Below are 15,695 nucleotides of genomic sequence, written 5' to 3'. Positions count from 1 at the left end.
CGCGGGCATTGGGCCATCGCTTGCCGCACGCTTGCAAGCACTTTCGAACGGGGCTTGTCAGCCCGGCGAAGCGTTGAATCCGAAAGTTCTAGGAGCGGCCTTTCACCACTTGCCGGCGCCCGCCGGACGGGGCTTGAGTTGCTGCGCGCGAGTAAGCATTTCGACCGCGTCGGGACGGTTGCCCCGCTTGGCGAAGTCCAGCGCGGTCATGCCCAGCTGGTTCTTCATGGCGATGTCGGCACCCTCGTCCAGCAGCAGCTTCACGGCCTCGGCAGAGCCGTACATGGCGGCCATCATGAGCGGCGTGGTGCCGTTGGGCGACTGCGCGTCGATGAAGGCATGCTGCTCCAGCAGTTGCTTCATGATCGAGATGTGTCCGTTGGTGGCCGCGTAGTGCAGCGGCGCCCAGCCTGGCTTGTTGACGGCCGCGTCGCGGGCCAGCAGCAGGTCGACGTACTCCCGCTGGCCCTTGAGCGCCGCCATCATCAGCGGCGTCTCGTCACTGGCGTTGGTGGCGTCGACGTTGACGCGCGGCGAAGCGATGAGCACCTTGGCCACGCGCGGCGAAGGCTCGCGCAGCGCCAGGAGCAGACCGGTCTGGCCCTTGGGATCGCGGCCGTTCGGGTCGAAGCCCTGCTTGAGCAGCCGCTCCACTGCGCCGGGGTTGTCGCTGATGACGGCACGGAAGAAGTCGTCGCTGGGGCTGGCCGTGGCGCAGGAGGCCGCGGCCAGTGCCGCCGCGAAGGCGAACAGGGTGCGGCGAGCGATGGAGGCGCGGGCAGGAAGGCTCATTGGGCGTGGACCTTGAAAAGCTGTTCGAAGTTGCGGCTGGTGACCTCGGCGACCGCCTCGACCGTCATGCCACGCAGCTCGGCGATCTGCTTGGCCACGTAGGGCACGTACGACGGGTTGTTGGTCTTGCCGCGATAGGGCACGGGCGCCAGGTAGGGGCTGTCGGTCTCGATCAGCACGCGGTCCATGGGCACGAAGGCGGCCACATCGCGCAGGTGCTGGGCGTTCTTGAAGGTCAGGATGCCCGAGAAGGAGATGTAGAAGCCCAGGTCGAGCGCGGCGCGGGCCACCTCGGCCGTCTCGGTGAAGCAATGGAAGACGCCGCCGGCGGCGCCCTCGCGGCCGTCCTCGCCTTCCTCGCGCAGGATGGCCAGCGTGTCCGCCGAGGCTTCGCGCGTGTGGATCACCAGCGGCTTGGCCACCCGCTGCGCGGCGCGGATGTGCACACGGAAGCGCTCGCGCTGCCAGTCCAGGTCGGCCACGGTGCGGCCGCCCTTGCGGGCGTCCATCTGGTAGTAGTCCAGGCCGGTCTCGCCGATGGCCACCACCTTGGGCTGCGCCGACAGCGCGACCAGCAGGTCCACGTCGGGCTCGCGCACGTCCTCGTTGTCCGGATGCACGCCCACGCTGGCCCAGAAGTTGTCGAAGCGCGCGGCCAGGCCCTGCACGGCCTCGAACTCCTCCAGCGTGGTGCAGATGCACAGCGCGCGGTCGACCTGCGCCTGCGCCATGTCGGCGCGGATGCGGTCGATGTCGGGCAGCAGCGAGGGCTCGGTGAGGTGGCAGTGGGAGTCGACGAACATGGGCGAAGCGAAGAAGAAGGCAAGGGACGCGGCGCCTCGTGCGAGGCCGGCACGTCAGAGGGTCTGGGTGGGCCGGTCGGAGGCCAGGCTGGCGCCGAGGATCTCCTCGATGCGGGCCTTGAGCTGGCGCGACTTCTCGTCGCCCGGAAAGCGGATGCCGATGCCCGGCGAGCGGTTGCCCGCAGCCTGTGGCGGCGTGATCCACGCCACCTTGCCGGCCACCGGGTAGCGCTGCGGATCCTCCGGCAGGGTCAGCAGCACGTAGACGTCGTCGCCGAGGCGGTATTCGCGCGCGGTGGGAATGAAGATGCCGCCATCGGCGAACAGCGGGATGTAGGCCGCGTACAGCGCGCCCTTCTCCTTGATGGCCAGCTGGATGACGCTGGGCCGCGGGATCGGGGCGGACGGGGCGGCGGTCGCGTTCATGGGCGTTCGGGGCTGCGGGAGTTTAGGGCGGCCTGCGCCTCGCTCACCAGGGCCTCGATCATCAGCCCCGCGTTGAACGGATGCTCGGCGGTGCGGGCCGCCTTGAGCAGCGACGCCGACCAGCGCGCCAGCACCGGCGCCGACGGCGGTGCCGGCAGCGAGGCGGCCTCGAAGAAACGGGGCTGCCCGCCGCCGGCCACCGCCATCAGGTCGTGGCAGAGCTTCTGCAGCGTGTCGATGGCGGCGGGCGGTGGCTGGTCCGCCAGCGCCGTGACGTCACCGCGGCGCATGGCCTGCGGCAGCAGCGACCAGGCCTTGGCCGAGGTGCCGCCACGCGCCAGGCGCAGCGCGTCGGAGGGCCGGCCGCCTGCCGCCCGCAGGAGCGCATGGGCCTCGGCCGCCGGCACGCCCTGCATCGCCAGCCAGGCTTCCGATTCGCCTTCGGCCGGCCAGGGCAGCGTGAAGGCCTGGCAGCGGCTGCGGATGGTGGGCAGCAGTTGCCAGGCGGCCTCGGTGGCGAGCACGAAGCGCACGTCGCCGACGGGTTCCTCCAGCGTCTTGAGCAGCGCATTGGCCGAGATGGCATTCATGCGCTCGGCCGGATAGACCAGTACCACCTTGCCGCGCCCGCGCCCGCTGGTGCGCTGGGCAAAGCCCACGGCGTCGCGCATGGCCTCGACGCGGATCTCGCGGCTGGGCTTGCGCTTCTTGTCGTCGATCTCGGCCTGGGCCTTTTCGTCGATGGGCCAGCCCAGCTCCATCATGGCGACCTCGGGCATCAGCACCGCGAGGTCGGCATGGGTGCGCACGGCGATGGCATGGCAGCTCGGGCAGTGGCCGCAGGCGCCCTCCACCGTGGGCTGCTCACACAGCCACGCGGCGGCCAGGGCCAGCGCCAAGTCGTACTGGCCGAGGCCTGACGGCCCCTGCAGCAGCAGCGCATGGCCGCGCTGGCGCAGCAGCTGGTCGCGGGCGCGGGCCAGCCAGGGCGAGAGCGCGGGCGCCTCGTTCAGTTCAGCCATCCGCGCTCCTGCAGGGCGGCTTCGACCTGCACCCATACAGCCTCGCGATCCCTGTCGGCGTCGATGCGGGCGAAGCGGCCGGGCTCTTCCGCGGCGCGCCTTGCGTAGCCCTCGCGCACGCGGCGGAAGAACTCGGCCGGCTGGGCCTCGAAGCGGTCGGGCATGCGGGCGCCGGCCAGGCGCTCCGCGGCGACCTCGGGCGCCAGGTCGAACCACAGCGTGAGCCCGGGCTGCAGCAGTGCCGACCCGGCCTCCTGCTGCTGCACCCAGCGCTCCAGCGTCTGCAGCACCGCGAGGTCGAAGCCGCGGCCCGCGCCCTGGTAGGCGAAGGTGGCATCGGTGAAGCGGTCGCACAGCACCACGGCACCGCGCGCCAGGGCCGGCTGGATCACCTGCACGACATGGTCGCGCCGGGCCGCAAAGACCAGCAGCGACTCGGTGAGCGGGTCCATGGCTTCGTTCAGCACCAGCGCGCGCAGCGACTCGGCCAGCGGCGTGCCGCCGGGCTCGCGCGTGCGCACGACCTCGCGGCCGGCCGCAGCGAACAGCCGCTCGATCGCATCGAGGTGGCTGGACTTGCCGGCGCCGTCGATGCCCTCCAGGCTGATGAACTGCCCCCGGCCCGCCTGCTGATCCATGCTCACCGCCCTCCCCGCTGGTATTGGTTGACCGCGCGGTTGTGCGCGTCGAGCGTCTCGCTGAACTGGCTGGTGCCGTCGCCGCGCGACACGAAGTACAGCGACTTGGTGCGTGCCGGCTGCACGGCCGCCAGCAGCGAGGCCTTGCCCGGCATCGCGATGGGCGTGGGCGGCAGGCCCTGGCGCGTGTAGGTGTTCCAGGGCGTGTCGGTCTGCAGGTCGCGCTTGCGCAGGTTGCCGTCGAAGGCGTCGCCCAGGCCGTAGATGACGGTGGGATCGGTCTGCAGCGGCATGCCGACGCGCAGCCGGTTGATGAAGACGCCGGCCACCTCGGCGCGGTCGCTGGCCTTGCCGGTTTCCTTCTCGACGATGCTGGCGAGGATCAGCGCGTCCTCGGGCGACTTGAGCGGCAGGTCGGGCGCGCGGGCGGCCCAGGCAGCCTCGAGCTTGCGGTCCATGGCACGCAGGGCGCGCTGCAGCAGCGCCACGTCCGTCGAGTTCTTGGAATAGGTGTAGGTGTCGGGGAAGAAACGGCCTTCCGGATGCTGGCCCGGCCGGCCCAGGCGCGCCATCAGGTCGGCGTCGGAGAGCGCGGCGGTCTCGGGCTTGAGCATCTCGGCCTTGGCCAACGCGGCGCGCACCTGGCGGATGTTCCAGCCCTCCACCAGCACCACGCTGCGGGTGGCCTCGCGGCCGCGCACCAGGATCTCGAGCAGCAGGCGCGGCGTGACGCCGGCATCCATCTCGTAGCTGCCGGCGCGGATCTGCCGGTCCTTGCCCGAGACACGGAACCAGGCATAGAGCAGCCGCGGATCGACCGCCACACCGGCATCGGCCACGGCCTGTGCCACGCCGCGCGGGGTGGTGCCGGGCTCGACCGAGAGGTCGACGCTGGCCGCTGGCAGACGCAGGGGCTGGTGCAGCCACCAGAGCGCCCAGCCGCCCACGGCCAGCACCGACAGCAAGACCAGCAGGAACAGGGAGGCGAAAAAACGACGCACGGCGGATGGGTGGATCGGGAACGGCCGAAGGGCGGGATCGGCGGGCCGCCGGGGCCGGCGGCGCGGGCTGGAGCGAGTGTCCCGCGCAAGGCGCCGCCAAAAGCCGGCCATGATAATTCAGGCATGACCTCTCCCCTTTTTCAAGGTGTGACGCCCCCGCTTGCGGCGCTGGGCGTGATCCGCGCGGAGGGCGCCGATGCGGCGGCCTTCCTGCATGGCCAGCTCACGCAGGACTTCCTGCTCCTCAAGGACGACACGGCCCGCCTGGCGGCGCTGTGCTCGCCCAAGGGCCGCATGCTGGCCAGTTTCGTCGCCTGGCGGCAGGCGCCGGAGCAGTTCCTGCTGGTCTGCGCGCGCGACCTGCTGGCACCCACGCTCAAGCGGCTGTCGATGTTCGTGCTGCGCGCCAAGGTCAAACTGAGCGACGCCACGGCCGACTTCGATGTGCGCGGCCTGGCCGGCGCGGCCATCGCGGCGGCCGGCGCCGACCCTGCCGCGGCGCCCGGCCAGCGCCTGGCGCCCGCCGAGGGCCTGAGCGTCGTGGCCCTGCACGGCTGCGAAGGCGTGCCGCGTGCCCTGTGGCTGGCCCCGGCGGGCACGCCCGCCCCGGCCGGCAGCACGTTGAGCCCCGAGACCTGGGCCTGGAGCGAGGTGATGAGCGGCGTGGTGACCATCAGCGCGCCCGTCGCCGACGCCTTCGTGCCGCAGATGCTCAATTACGAGTCCGTGGGCGGCGTCAACTTCAAGAAGGGCTGCTACCCCGGCCAGGAGGTGGTCGCCCGCAGCCAGTTTCGCGGCACGCTCAAGCGGCGCGGCTATGTGATGACGGCCGAGGCGCCCCTGGCCGCCGGCCAGGAGGTCTTCGGCGCCGACCCCGAGCAGCCCGTCGGCACCGTGGCGGCGGCGGCCCCGGCACCGGGCGGCGGCTGGGCGGCGTTCGTGTCGATGCAGACCGCGGCCCTGGAAGCCGGCGGCCTGCGCGCGGGCGAGGTGCCGCTGACCGTCCAGCCCCTGCCCTATCCGCTGCTGGAAGACATCTGAAGAGGTGAACGGGCCGGATGCGGGCCCGTGCGCCGCCGCGCGTGAATGGACTACAGGGCCCGCTGCATCGTGATGTGCGCGATCCCCGCCTCCTCGAAGGGCTCGCCCACGGGCTCGTAGCCCAAGCGCGCATAGAAACGCTCGGCGCTGCGCTGGGCATGCAGCGCCACCGCCTTGTCGCCGCGGGCGCGGGCGGCGGCCTCGAGCGCGCGCAGCACCCGTTCGCCATGGCCCTGGCCGCGCAGCACGCGCTCGACGGCCATGCGGCCGATGCGCGCGACGCCCTGCGCATCCGCCGGCAGCAGCCGGCCGGTCGCGATCGCGTGGCCCAGGCGATTGCGCGCCACGCCGTGGAGGCTGGTGGCGTCGTCGTCGTCCCATTCGAGCGCCTCGGGAATGCCCTGCTCCTGCACGAAGACCGCGCGGCGCAGCGCGCCGGCCGCCTCGCCGAGCGTGGCCCAGTCGCCGGTGAGCACCTCGGACATGGACTCGCCGGCCTCGTAGCCCATCAGCACCGCCCGCAGCGCAGCCGGCACCGGCCTGGAGGTCTGCGTCGCCGGGTCGGCATACACATAGACCAGCTCGCAGCCGACCAGGTACTGGTCCTGGCGGAACAGCGCGCCCTCGAACACGAGGGACGAATTGCCGATGCGTACGCACTTCATGGCCACGTCGACCACGTCGTCCACCCGCGCCGAGGCGCGGTAGTCGACCGTGGCCTTGCGCACGTACAGGTCGCCGCCGAGCGCATGCATCGACGACTCGTAGGCCATGGCCAGCGCCCGCCAGTAGTCGGCGATGGCCGTGTCGAAGTACATCAGGTAATGGGCGTTGAAGACGATCTTCTGCATGTCCACCTCGGCCCAGCGCACGCGCAGGCGGTGGAAGAAGCGGAAGTCGGCGCGGCGGGGCAATGTCTCGGTGCTCATGGTCTTGGAATGGGAAGGTCCGGCCGGGCCGGCATGGGGATCAGGGCTGCAGCGCGGCCGCCAGGGCATGCGCGGCATCGGCATGGGCCTGCTGCGCCTCGGGGATGGCGCGGCCCATCTTGATGAACTCGTGGATGACGCCGCGGTAGATCTCGAGCGAGACCGGCACGCCCGCCAGCCGCAGCCGGTCGGCATAGGCCACGCCCTCGTCGACCACGGGGTCGTGCTCGGCCAGCCCGATCCAGGCCGGCGCGACGCCGTCCAGGTCTTCGGCCAGCAGCGGCGCGAAACGCCAGTCGTGGCGGTCCGCGGCGTCGATGTACTGAGCGAAGAACCAGTCCACCAGCGCCTTGGTGAGCACCGGCCCGTCGGCGAAGCGGCGGTACGAATCGGTGTCGGCCGACGGCCCGGCGCCCGGGTAGAAGAGCAGTTGCAGGGCCAGCGGCAGCCCCGCGTCACGGGCCAGGATGGCGCACACCGCGGCCAGTGTGCCGCCGGCGCTGTCGCCGCCCACGGCCAGGCGCGCGCCGTCCAGGCCCAGGGCCTCGGCGCCATGGCCGGCGATGTACTGGAAGGCGTCCCAGGCATCGTTCGCGGCGGTGGGAAAGCGGTGTTCCGGCGCCAGGCGGTAGTCGACCGACAGCACCGCGCAGCCCGAGCGCTGCGCCAGCACGCGGCACAGCGTGTCGTGGGTTGCGACGCTGCCGACCACGAAGCCGCCCCCATGGAAGTACAGCAGCACCGGCAGGCGCCCCGCGGAGGGCGCATACAGCCGTGCGGGCAGCAGCGTGCCGTCGCGTGCGGGGATGTGCAGGTCTTCGATGCGGGCCAGCTCGGGCCGGGGCACTTCGAGCACGGCCGCGCCCTTTTCGTAGGCCTGCTTGGCCTGGGCGGGTGTGAGGGCGTTGAGGGGCGGATGGCCGGCGCGGGCCATGCGCTCGACCACGCCCGCCATGCGGGGCGTGAGTCCGGCCATGGCCGAGGATTCAGGAGGCATGCGAAGCGGGGGAAAGGGTCAGCGGAACGGTGCGCCATCGTAGTGGACGGTCGCGCGCAGCCCCGGTCGCGGGGGCAACAGCGCGCAGCGATGGGGCCGAGGGCATGCAGGCTGTCTCCGGGTTGAATGGCCGCGGCGGGGCTTCGCCTTAGGATGCGGGCGAATCCTCAACGCGGAGACACCCGACGATGGCGCTCATCAACTACCTCACCCAGATCCAGTTCGAGTTCGGCGCGCTGCGCCTGCTGGCCGACGAATGCCGGCGCATCGGCATCGAAAGGCCGCTGGTCGTGACCGACGCCGGCGTGCGTGCCGCCGGCCTGCTGGACAGGACACTCGCCGCCCTGGGCGATCTGCAGGCCTCGGTCTTCGACCAGACGCCCTCCAACCCCACCGAGGCTGCCGTGCGTGCCGCCGTCGAGGTGTACCGCCAGGGCCGCTGCGACGGCCTGATCGCCGTGGGTGGCGGCTCGGCCATCGACTGTGCCAAAGGCGTGGCCATCGCCGCCACGCACGAGGGACCGCTCAAGACCTACGCCACCATCGAAGGCGGCTCGCCGAAGATCACTGAGCAGGTGGCGCCCCTGATCGCCGTGCCCACCACGGCGGGCACCGGCAGCGAGGTGGCGCGGGGCGCCATCATCATCGTGGACGACCACCGCAAGCTGGGCTTCCACAGCTGGCACCTGATGCCCAAGGCCGCCATCTGCGACCCCGAACTCACCCTCGGCCTGCCCGCGAGGCTGACGGCCGCCACCGGCATGGACGCCATCGCCCACTGCATGGAGACCTTCATGGCCGGCGCCTTCAATCCGCCGGCCGACGGCATCGCACTCGACGGCCTGGAGCGGGCCTGGAACCACATCGAGCGCGCCACCAAGGATGGCAGCGACCGCGAGGCACGCCTGAACCTCATGAGCGCCTCGATGCAGGGCGCGATGGCCTTCCAGAAGGGCCTGGGCTGCGTGCACAGCCTGAGCCACAGCCTGGGCGGCGTGGACCCGCGCCTGCACCACGGCACCCTCAACGCCCTCTTCCTGCCCGCCGTGGTGCGCTTCAACGCGGGCGCCGAGTCGGTCCAGAAGGAACTGCGCCTGCAGCGCATGGCCCGCGCCATGCACCTCGACCAGCCGGGCGACATCGGCGAGGCCATCCGCGACATGAATGCCCGCCTCGGCCTGCCCAAGGGCCTGGCCGAGGTCGGCGTCACCGAGGCGATGTTCGACAAGGTCATCGACGGCGCCATGGCCGACCACTGCCACAAGACCAATCCGCGGCTGGCGACGCGCGAGGATTACCGGGAGATGCTGGCCATGTCGATGTGAGGCGCGGCACCGGCCGGGCAGGTCTCGCGCCCGGGCGATCGGCCGCGCGGCGCCCGGCTCCTTCTCGCAGGCGCAGGCGCCGGACGGGGCAGGCTCAGACGCCCAGTTGCTCGGCCCAGCCCAGGGCCTCGACATGCATGGCCAGCAGCCGGTCCACCGGCACGCGGTAGCGCTGCGAGACGATCTCCAGCAGCCCGGCGTCCGCGCTCTCGCAGGCCTTGGCCAGCTCCAGCAGGCCGGCGAACGGCCCGCTGCCCTGCACGATGGCCTCGCGCACCGCGTCGGGCAGCGGCATGAGCGCCAGGGCCTCGCGCAGCGGCGTGGACATCAGCACGTCGAGCATCGAGAACAGGCCGGTCATGAAGGCCTGGTCGGCATCGCCCGGCGACATCTCCTGCAACGCCAGCAACTCCATCAGGCGCCCGCGCACGACCGCCGTGGTGCCGGCCGCGGGTGCCACGCTGCCGGGCGCGCTGCCCGCCAGCAGCAGGGCCGACCAGCGCAGCAGCGGCTTCATGCCAACGGCCATCACGGCATGGCGGAAGGACTCGATCTTGTGGCCGAAGCCGATGCCGGCCGTGTTGAGGTGGCTCAGCAGCTTGTAGGCCAGCGTGGGCTCGTGCTTGAGCAGGGCCTCGATTTCGAAGACCTCGGCCTCGCGCGCCACCAGGTTCAGCAGCTTGATGAGCGAGGCATAGGACAGCTGCACGCTGCGGTCGGCGACGGTGGGCGGCTGCAGGTACCAGCGCCCCTCGAACAGGCGCACGCCGGCGGCGGCCAGTTGCTTGAACTGCACCGGCGTGCGCACATGCACCGCCAGCGGAATGGCCTGCGTGGTCTTCTGGATGGCCCGCGCCATCATCGAGGCCAGGTCCAGCGGCAGCACGCCCATCTCCAGGATGACGTAGGAGGCCAGCGGCACCGAGGCCTCGTATTCCTTGAGCAGCCGCACGTCGAAGGCGAGCTTGAAGCCGCGCGCACGGGCGGCCTGCAGCAGATCGGTGTCGAGGCCACGCTGCGTCCCACCGCCGGCGATCTGCAGCACGACATGCTCGGTGTCCAGGCCGTCGAGCGCACCCGCGGCGATGTCGTCGCAGCTGCAGGCGAGGAAGGTGGGGCTCTTGAGCGCCGGCATCGAGCCGTCATGCGGCTCCCGCAGGCTCGGGTCCATCAGCCGTTCGGAAGGCCGGCCGCGCAGCGGCACCGCCTGGTAGCCGCCCAGACGCCGGTGCGCATCGACGATCACGCGCCGGCCCAGCGAAGGCCTTGCACCGTCCTGCGCCAGGGCGCCGGTTTCGTCGCCGGGCACGGGCAGCGAGGGCGATTGGGTGTTGAGCATGGCAAGCCTTCCATGGGACTGATCCCTTAGCGCGATATCGGCAGCGTCACCCCCGTCTTTAGCTTTTTCAAGAAAAATCTTCTTGATTTAACACAGTGCCGGACAAATTTCGGCATTTATTAAATCCAAAGGATTCAATTTCGCAGTAGTCCTCCACGACGCGGCGCGCCGCCCGCGCGGCATGAACTTACGCGGTGGGAAGGATCGAGTGGCCGCGGAGCAGGCCAGGCGCCGCCGGCCAGGAGCTACAGCGGCAGGAGCCGGGCCGGATCGGGCCGGCGCAGCCATTGCGCCCATTCATCGGCCAGCCGGCGCGCCTCGGCCACGGCGGTGCCCCAGGCCCGCATGCGCGCGGCCGGGTCCAGCTGGAGGTCGGTGAAATCGGTGCGGTCGGGCAGCTTGCCGCGCGGCAGGCTGCGCACCCAGTCCGGATCGGGCGCGATCAGCACCATGCGGTCGAGCGCGGGCGTGGACCGATGCCGCCACTTGAGGCCCTTGTCCAGCCAGCCCGGCACCACCGCCTGCTGGAAATGCGGATAGAGCACGAGGCCGTCGTCGGCCCGGTAGCGCAGGTGCAGGTGATAGTCGGTGATGCCGCCATCCCAGTAGGCACCCGGCGGCGCGCCCGGGATGTCGTGCACAGCCTTGAGCACGAAGGGGATGGAGCAGGAGGCCTGCAGCGCGGGATGGAAGTTGGCCGCGTCCAGCGGCACCCGCCGGGTGCGGAAGTCCTGGGCGTCGAAGGGCAGTTCGGCACCGCCGGCCGAGAACACGCAGCGCTCCAGCCAGGCGCCCAGTCCGCGCCGGTGCACGCCGTTGGCGACGAAGGCGCCCAGGTAGCCGGCCACCGTGCGCGCGCCGCCCTCGCGGCCCAGCAGATGGCGGCCGCGCGCGGTGACGACATGCAGCCGGTAGCGGGGATGGGCCAGCACCTCGGCGGCCCGCGGGCCGAAGAAGCCGCACAGGTCGGCATTGAAGCGCTCGCTGACCTGCTGCGCCGTCATGCGGCGCGCGCCCGCTGGCGGATCGAAACGCTGGGCGATGTAGTCGCGCTCGAAGCGGGCGAAGGCCTCGGCCGGGTCGTGGAGGCAGGCGGTGGCGAGGCGCCAGGCGCCAATGGAGGCGCCGACCAGGTCCACCGGCTGGCCGGACTGCGGCAGCCATTCGCCGAAGATGAAGCGGTCGAGCGGCCCGAGGATCAGCCCCTTGGGCCCGCCGGCCGCGCCGGGGATCACGCGGATGTGCTCGGGCGCGAGGCCGTGCTTCTCGATGTGGGCGCGGGCCGCGGGGCCGGCGTGGATGCGCAGGGCTTTCATGGAATCGGGAAAGGCGGCGGATGGTGCGGAAGGCCGGGGTTTGCGCCGCGGGGCAGGCGTGGACTGGCGGCGCAGCGAGCAATGGCGGGCATTCAGGCCCGTTCCGCCAGCGACCGCAGCGCCTGCGCGTGCTGGCCGCACAGCGCCCGGAAGCCGTCGCTGATGCGCACGTCGACCGCTGCAGCCTCCCAGAAGCCGAGGGCCGCGGTGCAGGCTTCGTGCCAGCCGGGCCGCTCCTCGGGCAGCGGCAGGGCGAATTCGGGGGTGCGCACCGGCAACTCGCCGCCAGCCAGCGGCGCCAGCCGCATGGGCAGCATGTCGTAGGCCGGCGCGAGCGTCAGGCGACCCTCGTGCGGCGCGAAGGCCAGGTTGCCGGTGTGCATGTCGCTGTTGGCGATGAGACGGCCGAACCACCAGAGCCGCTGCACCGCGGGCGCGACGCCCTCGGCGAGCAGGCCCAGGCCGTCCAGCGCGGCCGTCAACGCCGGCCATTGGCTGCCGCCGCGGCCCAGGAAGGCGGCGTCCAGTACGTCGAGCGCGCACAAGGCGCTGCGGCCGGCGTCGCCGTGCCGGTCGAAGCGCTCGACTTCCAGGAAGGTGCGCCCGCCGCCGGCCAGAATGCGGCTGCGTGCGGCCCGCAGGCCCGGCAGCGTGGCCGCCGCTTCGAGCGCCAGGTGCTCGCAGACCAGCAGGTCTGCCCAGCGGCGCACGGTGGTGGAATCGTCCGCGCCCGAGAACTTGACGATGACATGCGGCGTGGCCGCGCCCGCCAGCGCCCGCGCCGCCGTGAACTTGGGGAACTCGCCCGCCGCGCTGGAGCCCGCCACGCCCGCCGCCACGGCCTCGTCGGCACGCTGCAGGTAGTGCGCCACGTGCTCCGCCTCGGCCATGGGTGCCTGGGGCTGCGCCCGCTCGGCCAGCCATTGCTGGCAGGCGGCCTCGCCCACGATCAGGTTGCCGCTCAGGTCGCTGCCGGCCACGCTCATGACGAAGAGCGCGTCGTCGTCGCTCCAGCGGGTCACATCCTCGGGCACCTGCAGCCGGCGGTGGGACAGGCGCGCGAACTGCCGGCCCATGTAGCCTTGCGGCCGCATCTGGTGAAGGGGGTACGGCAGGCCGGGCCACCAGCCGTCGCGTGCCTCTTCAGGCACGGGCCAGCCGGCATCCGCCAGCAGAAGGTGGCTGCCCTCGGGCTGGGTGAGCGTGAGCGGGCCGACGGCCTGCAGCCGGCCCTCCCGGTCGACGGCAAACACGGGCAACTGCGAGGGGCCACCCCGCAGCCGGCGCGCGAGGGCATGCCGCGTGCGCCGGGCCCGCCCCGCGCTGATGACCTCGCCCGCCGGCAGACGGGCCATCTGCCGATGCAGGGTCGGGACGCTGACGCCGAGCGCCGCCGCCAGCTCGGGTGCCGCCTGCGCCGGCTGGAGCGCCAGCTGTTGCCGCAAGGCTTCCGGGCTGAGTTGAACGGGTCGCATGGTTATGAAACGATTTCTGAAATGATTTTATTCAGAAATTCCCTTTTCAATCAGCCACTTGGAAACCTTCAGGCCCGTTTTTCGAGAAGATTCCCAAAATGGTCAACGCTTGAGGCTTTGCAGCTTGGCAAACGCCGCGGCCATCTGCCCGCCGGCCTGCGGCGCGGAGTCGCGCCGAGGCCCCTGCCCCCGGCCAGCAGGCTCGAAGCGGTTGCCGTCCCGCGCGCCATCGCGACGGCCGCCCGTGGGCGCATCCAGCTTCATGGTCAGGCCGATGCGCTTGCGCACCACGTCCACTTCCATCACCTTCACGCGCACGATGTCGCCGGTCTTGACGACCTCGCGCGCGTCGTTGACGAACTTGTGCGAGAGCTGGCTGACGTGCACCAGGCCGTCCTGGTGGACGCCCAGGTCCACGAAGGCGCCGAACTGGGCCACATTGCTGACCGTGCCTTCGAGCACCATGCCTTCCTTGAGGTCGGCGATGTCCTCGACGCCCTCGTTGAAGCGGGCCACCTTGAAATCAGGGCGTGGGTCGCGGCCGGGCTTCTCCAGCTCGGACAGGATGTCCTTGACCGTGATGACGCCGAACTTCTCGTTGGCGAAGAGCTCCGGCCGCAGCGTCTTGAGCATGTCGGCCCGGCCCATCAGTTCGGCCACCGGCTTGCCGGTCTTCTCCATGATCTTCTGCACCAGCGGATAGGTTTCCGGGTGCACGCCGGTCATGTCCAGCGGATCGGCGCCGCCACGGATCCGCAGAAAGCCCGCGCTCTGCTCGAAGGCCTTGGGCCCGAAGCCGCTGACTTCCAGCAGTTGCCGGCGCGTGGAGAAGGCGCCGTTGGCCTCGCGCCAGCGCACCACCGCCTTGGCGACGCTGGGCGTCAGGCCCGACACGCGGCTGAGCAGCGGCACGCTGGCCGTGTTCAGGTCCACGCCCACGCCGTTCACGCAGTCCTCGACCACGGCGCTCAGCGTGCGGGCCAGCTCGCTCTGATTGACGTCATGCTGGTACTGGCCCACGCCGATGCTCTTGGGGTCGATCTTCACCAGCTCGGCCAGCGGGTCCTGCAGCCGGCGGGCGATGCTGGCGGCGCCGCGCAGGCTCACGTCCACGTCGGGCATCTCCTGGCTGGCGTATTCGCTGGCGCTGTAGACCGAGGCGCCGGCCTCGCTGACCACCACCTTCTCCACATGCGGCGCGGGCGCGCCGGCCTGCTCGCTCATCTTGCCCAGAAGCTTGATCAGGTCGGCCGCCAGCTTGTCCGTCTCGCGGCTGGCGGTGCCGTTGCCGATGGCGATCAGGTTGACGCCATGCTTGGCGCACAGCTTGCCCAGGGTGTGCAGCGAACCTTCCCAGTCCTTGCGCGGCTCGTGCGGGAAGACGGTGGCGGTGTCCACCAGCTTGCCGGTGGCGTCGACCACCGCCACCTTCACGCCGGTGCGGATGCCGGGGTCCAGACCCATCACCACGCGCGGGCCGGCCGGCGCGGCCAGCAGCAGGTCGCGCAGGTTGTCGGCGAAGACCTTGATGGCGACCTTCTCGGCCTCCTCCCGCAGGCGCGAGAACAGGTCGCGCTCGCTCGACAGGCTCAGCTTGACGCGCCAGGTCCAGGCCACGCACTTGCGGATCAGGTCGTCGGCCTTGCGGCCCTGGTGGCTCCAGCCCAGATGCAGGGCGATGCGGCCTTCGGCGATGCTGGGCTTGCCCGGCTCGGGCTCGACGGGCAGCACCAGCTTGGCGTCCAGCACCTCCAACTGCCGGCCGCGAAACACGGCCAGCGCCCGGTGCGAGGGCACGCGGCCGATGGGCTCGTCGTACTCGAAGTAGTCGCGAAACTTGGCGACCTCGGGGTCATTCTCGTTCTTGCCCCCCACCAGTGAGGACTTGAGCAGGCCCTCGGCCCACAGCCATTCGCGCAGCGACTGCACCAGCGCCGGGTCTTCGGCCCAGCGCTCGGAGAGGATGTCGCGCACGCCGTCGAGCACCGCCATGGTGGTCGAGAAATCGGGGCCCGGCTTGCCGTCGTCCAGCGTGGTCGGCGGCTTCAGGAAGGCCTGGGCCTCGGCCACCGGGTCCAGCGTGGGGTCGGCCAGCAGCTTGTCGGCCAGCGGCTCGATGCCGAATTCCCGGGCGATCTGCCCCTTGGTGCGGCGCTTCTGCTTGAAGGGCAGGTAGATGTCTTCCAGCTCCTGCTTGGTCGGCGCACTGGCGATGGCCAGGCGCAGGGCGTCGGTCAGCTTGCCCTGCTCGTCGATGGCCTTGAGCACCGCGCCGCGGCGGTCCTCCAGCTCGCGCAGGTAGGTCAGGCGCACTTCCAGTTCGCGCAGTTGCGCATCGTCCAGGCCGCCGGTGGCCTCCTTGCGGTAGCGGGCGATGAACGGCACCGTGGCGCCGCCGTCCAGCAGGTCGGTCGCAGCCTGGACCTGGTGCTCGCCCACCTTCAGCTCGGCGGCGATCTGGCGAATGATCTTCTGCATGCTTGCTTGGTTCTACCCAGGGAAAAAGGGCGGCAGTTTGCCATAGAGGGCCGGTATTTCTGGCAAGGCCGGGCTGCGCGGCCAACGGACCTGCCTACCATCGGCCGCGGCTG

14 protein-coding genes are annotated in these 15,695 nt (G+C 71.3%); 2 read left to right on the top strand and 12 right to left on the bottom strand.

Annotation, left to right across the window (positions count from 1 at the left end):
• Positions 1-102: 102 nt before the first annotated feature.
• Genes KBC94_RS01315 through mltG form a run of 6 tightly spaced genes read right to left on the bottom strand, consistent with a single transcriptional unit; the run spans position 103 to position 4,682 of the window.
• Complete coding sequence (locus tag KBC94_RS01315) at positions 103-792, bottom strand: ankyrin repeat domain-containing protein (RefSeq protein WP_294365525.1); 690 nt, start codon at positions 790-792, stop codon at positions 103-105.
• On the bottom strand, positions 789-1,595 hold the full coding sequence (locus KBC94_RS01310; RefSeq protein ID WP_294365524.1) for a TatD family hydrolase: 807 nt from the start codon (positions 1,593-1,595) through the stop codon (positions 789-791). The genes KBC94_RS01315 and KBC94_RS01310 overlap by 4 nt, the downstream gene beginning before the upstream one ends.
• Positions 1,596-1,649: 54 nt before the next feature.
• Positions 1,650-2,021 carry a PilZ domain-containing protein gene (locus KBC94_RS01305; protein ID WP_234191809.1) on the bottom strand — a complete coding sequence of 124 codons (372 nt, stop codon included), beginning with the start codon at positions 2,019-2,021 and terminating at the stop codon, positions 1,650-1,652.
• Positions 2,018-3,043: a DNA polymerase III subunit delta' gene (locus KBC94_RS01300; protein ID WP_294365521.1), complete on the bottom strand. Its 1,026-nt coding sequence runs from the start codon at positions 3,041-3,043 to the stop codon at positions 2,018-2,020. The genes KBC94_RS01305 and KBC94_RS01300 overlap by 4 nt, the downstream gene beginning before the upstream one ends.
• Entirely contained in the window at positions 3,031-3,681 is a 651-nt protein-coding gene (tmk, locus tag KBC94_RS01295; RefSeq protein ID WP_294365519.1) for a dTMP kinase, read from the bottom strand. Before tmk ends, KBC94_RS01300 begins: the two co-directional genes overlap by 13 nt.
• Positions 3,682-3,683: 2 nt before the next feature.
• A complete protein-coding gene (gene mltG, locus KBC94_RS01290) occupies positions 3,684-4,682 on the bottom strand; it encodes an endolytic transglycosylase MltG (protein ID WP_294365517.1) in 999 nt (332 codons plus the stop codon).
• A gap of 123 nt (positions 4,683-4,805) precedes the next feature.
• Between mltG and KBC94_RS01285 the strand changes: the two genes are divergently transcribed.
• Entirely contained in the window at positions 4,806-5,723 is a 918-nt protein-coding gene (locus KBC94_RS01285) for a folate-binding protein (RefSeq protein WP_294365515.1), read from the top strand.
• 50 nt (positions 5,724-5,773) lie between these two features.
• Here the strand turns inward: KBC94_RS01285 and KBC94_RS01280 are convergent, their stop codons facing one another.
• Entirely contained in the window at positions 5,774-6,652 is an 879-nt protein-coding gene (locus KBC94_RS01280) for a YbgC/FadM family acyl-CoA thioesterase (protein WP_294365512.1), read from the bottom strand.
• Positions 6,653-6,692: 40 nt separating this feature from the next.
• Positions 6,693-7,649, bottom strand: a complete 957-nt coding sequence (locus KBC94_RS01275) for an alpha/beta hydrolase fold domain-containing protein (RefSeq protein WP_294365510.1) — start codon at positions 7,647-7,649, stop codon at positions 6,693-6,695.
• Between the two features lie 188 nt (positions 7,650-7,837).
• Here KBC94_RS01275 and KBC94_RS01270 point away from each other — a divergent pair, with 188 nt between their 5' ends.
• Positions 7,838-8,974, top strand: coding sequence for an iron-containing alcohol dehydrogenase (locus KBC94_RS01270; protein ID WP_294365508.1), 1,137 nt, complete (start codon positions 7,838-7,840; stop codon positions 8,972-8,974).
• Positions 8,975-9,068: 94 nt separating this feature from the next.
• Here the strand turns inward: KBC94_RS01270 and KBC94_RS01265 are convergent, their stop codons facing one another.
• The 4 genes from KBC94_RS01265 to KBC94_RS01250 all read right to left on the bottom strand — a co-directional run bounded on the left by KBC94_RS01265 (position 9,069) and on the right by KBC94_RS01250 (position 15,582).
• On the bottom strand, positions 9,069-10,313 hold the full coding sequence (locus KBC94_RS01265) for an EAL and HDOD domain-containing protein (RefSeq protein ID WP_294365507.1): 1,245 nt from the start codon (positions 10,311-10,313) through the stop codon (positions 9,069-9,071).
• 245 nt (positions 10,314-10,558) lie between these two features.
• Positions 10,559-11,629 (bottom strand): phospholipase, encoded by a 1,071-nt coding sequence (locus KBC94_RS01260; RefSeq protein ID WP_294365505.1) that lies wholly within the window; start codon positions 11,627-11,629, stop codon positions 10,559-10,561.
• Positions 11,630-11,721: 92 nt separating this feature from the next.
• Positions 11,722-13,104, bottom strand: a complete 1,383-nt coding sequence (gene yjjJ, locus KBC94_RS01255; RefSeq protein WP_294365503.1) for a type II toxin-antitoxin system HipA family toxin YjjJ — start codon at positions 13,102-13,104, stop codon at positions 11,722-11,724.
• Between the two features lie 102 nt (positions 13,105-13,206).
• A complete protein-coding gene (locus tag KBC94_RS01250) occupies positions 13,207-15,582 on the bottom strand; it encodes a Tex family protein (protein WP_294365501.1) in 2,376 nt (791 codons plus the stop codon).
• Between the last annotated feature and the right edge of the window lie 113 nt (positions 15,583-15,695).

Source organism: Pseudacidovorax sp. (genome assembly GCF_017991995.1).
Classification (GTDB): domain Bacteria; phylum Pseudomonadota; class Gammaproteobacteria; order Burkholderiales; family Burkholderiaceae_C; genus Xenophilus.
This window is presented reverse-complemented; position numbering and strand designations above follow the sequence as displayed.

Coding starts and splice junctions, on each gene's coding strand:
- KBC94_RS01315 (WP_294365525.1), bottom strand. CDS start 792: ATGAGCCTTCCTGCCCGCGCCTCCATCGCTCGCCGCACCCTGTTCGCC.
- KBC94_RS01250 (WP_294365501.1), bottom strand. CDS start 15,582: ATGCAGAAGATCATTCGCCAGATCGCCGCCGAGCTGAAGGTGGGCGAG.
- KBC94_RS01260 (WP_294365505.1), bottom strand. CDS start 11,629: ATGAAAGCCCTGCGCATCCACGCCGGCCCCGCGGCCCGCGCCCACATC.
- KBC94_RS01265 (WP_294365507.1), bottom strand. CDS start 10,313: ATGCTCAACACCCAATCGCCCTCGCTGCCCGTGCCCGGCGACGAAACC.
- KBC94_RS01305 (WP_234191809.1), bottom strand. CDS start 2,021: ATGAACGCGACCGCCGCCCCGTCCGCCCCGATCCCGCGGCCCAGCGTC.
- KBC94_RS01300 (WP_294365521.1), bottom strand. CDS start 3,043: ATGGCTGAACTGAACGAGGCGCCCGCGCTCTCGCCCTGGCTGGCCCGC.
- KBC94_RS01275 (WP_294365510.1), bottom strand. CDS start 7,649: ATGCCTCCTGAATCCTCGGCCATGGCCGGACTCACGCCCCGCATGGCG.
- tmk (WP_294365519.1), bottom strand. CDS start 3,681: ATGGATCAGCAGGCGGGCCGGGGGCAGTTCATCAGCCTGGAGGGCATC.
- KBC94_RS01280 (WP_294365512.1), bottom strand. CDS start 6,652: ATGAGCACCGAGACATTGCCCCGCCGCGCCGACTTCCGCTTCTTCCAC.
- KBC94_RS01285 (WP_294365515.1), top strand. CDS start 4,806: ATGACCTCTCCCCTTTTTCAAGGTGTGACGCCCCCGCTTGCGGCGCTG.
- KBC94_RS01310 (WP_294365524.1), bottom strand. CDS start 1,595: ATGTTCGTCGACTCCCACTGCCACCTCACCGAGCCCTCGCTGCTGCCC.
- yjjJ (WP_294365503.1), bottom strand. CDS start 13,104: ATGCGACCCGTTCAACTCAGCCCGGAAGCCTTGCGGCAACAGCTGGCG.
- KBC94_RS01270 (WP_294365508.1), top strand. CDS start 7,838: ATGGCGCTCATCAACTACCTCACCCAGATCCAGTTCGAGTTCGGCGCG.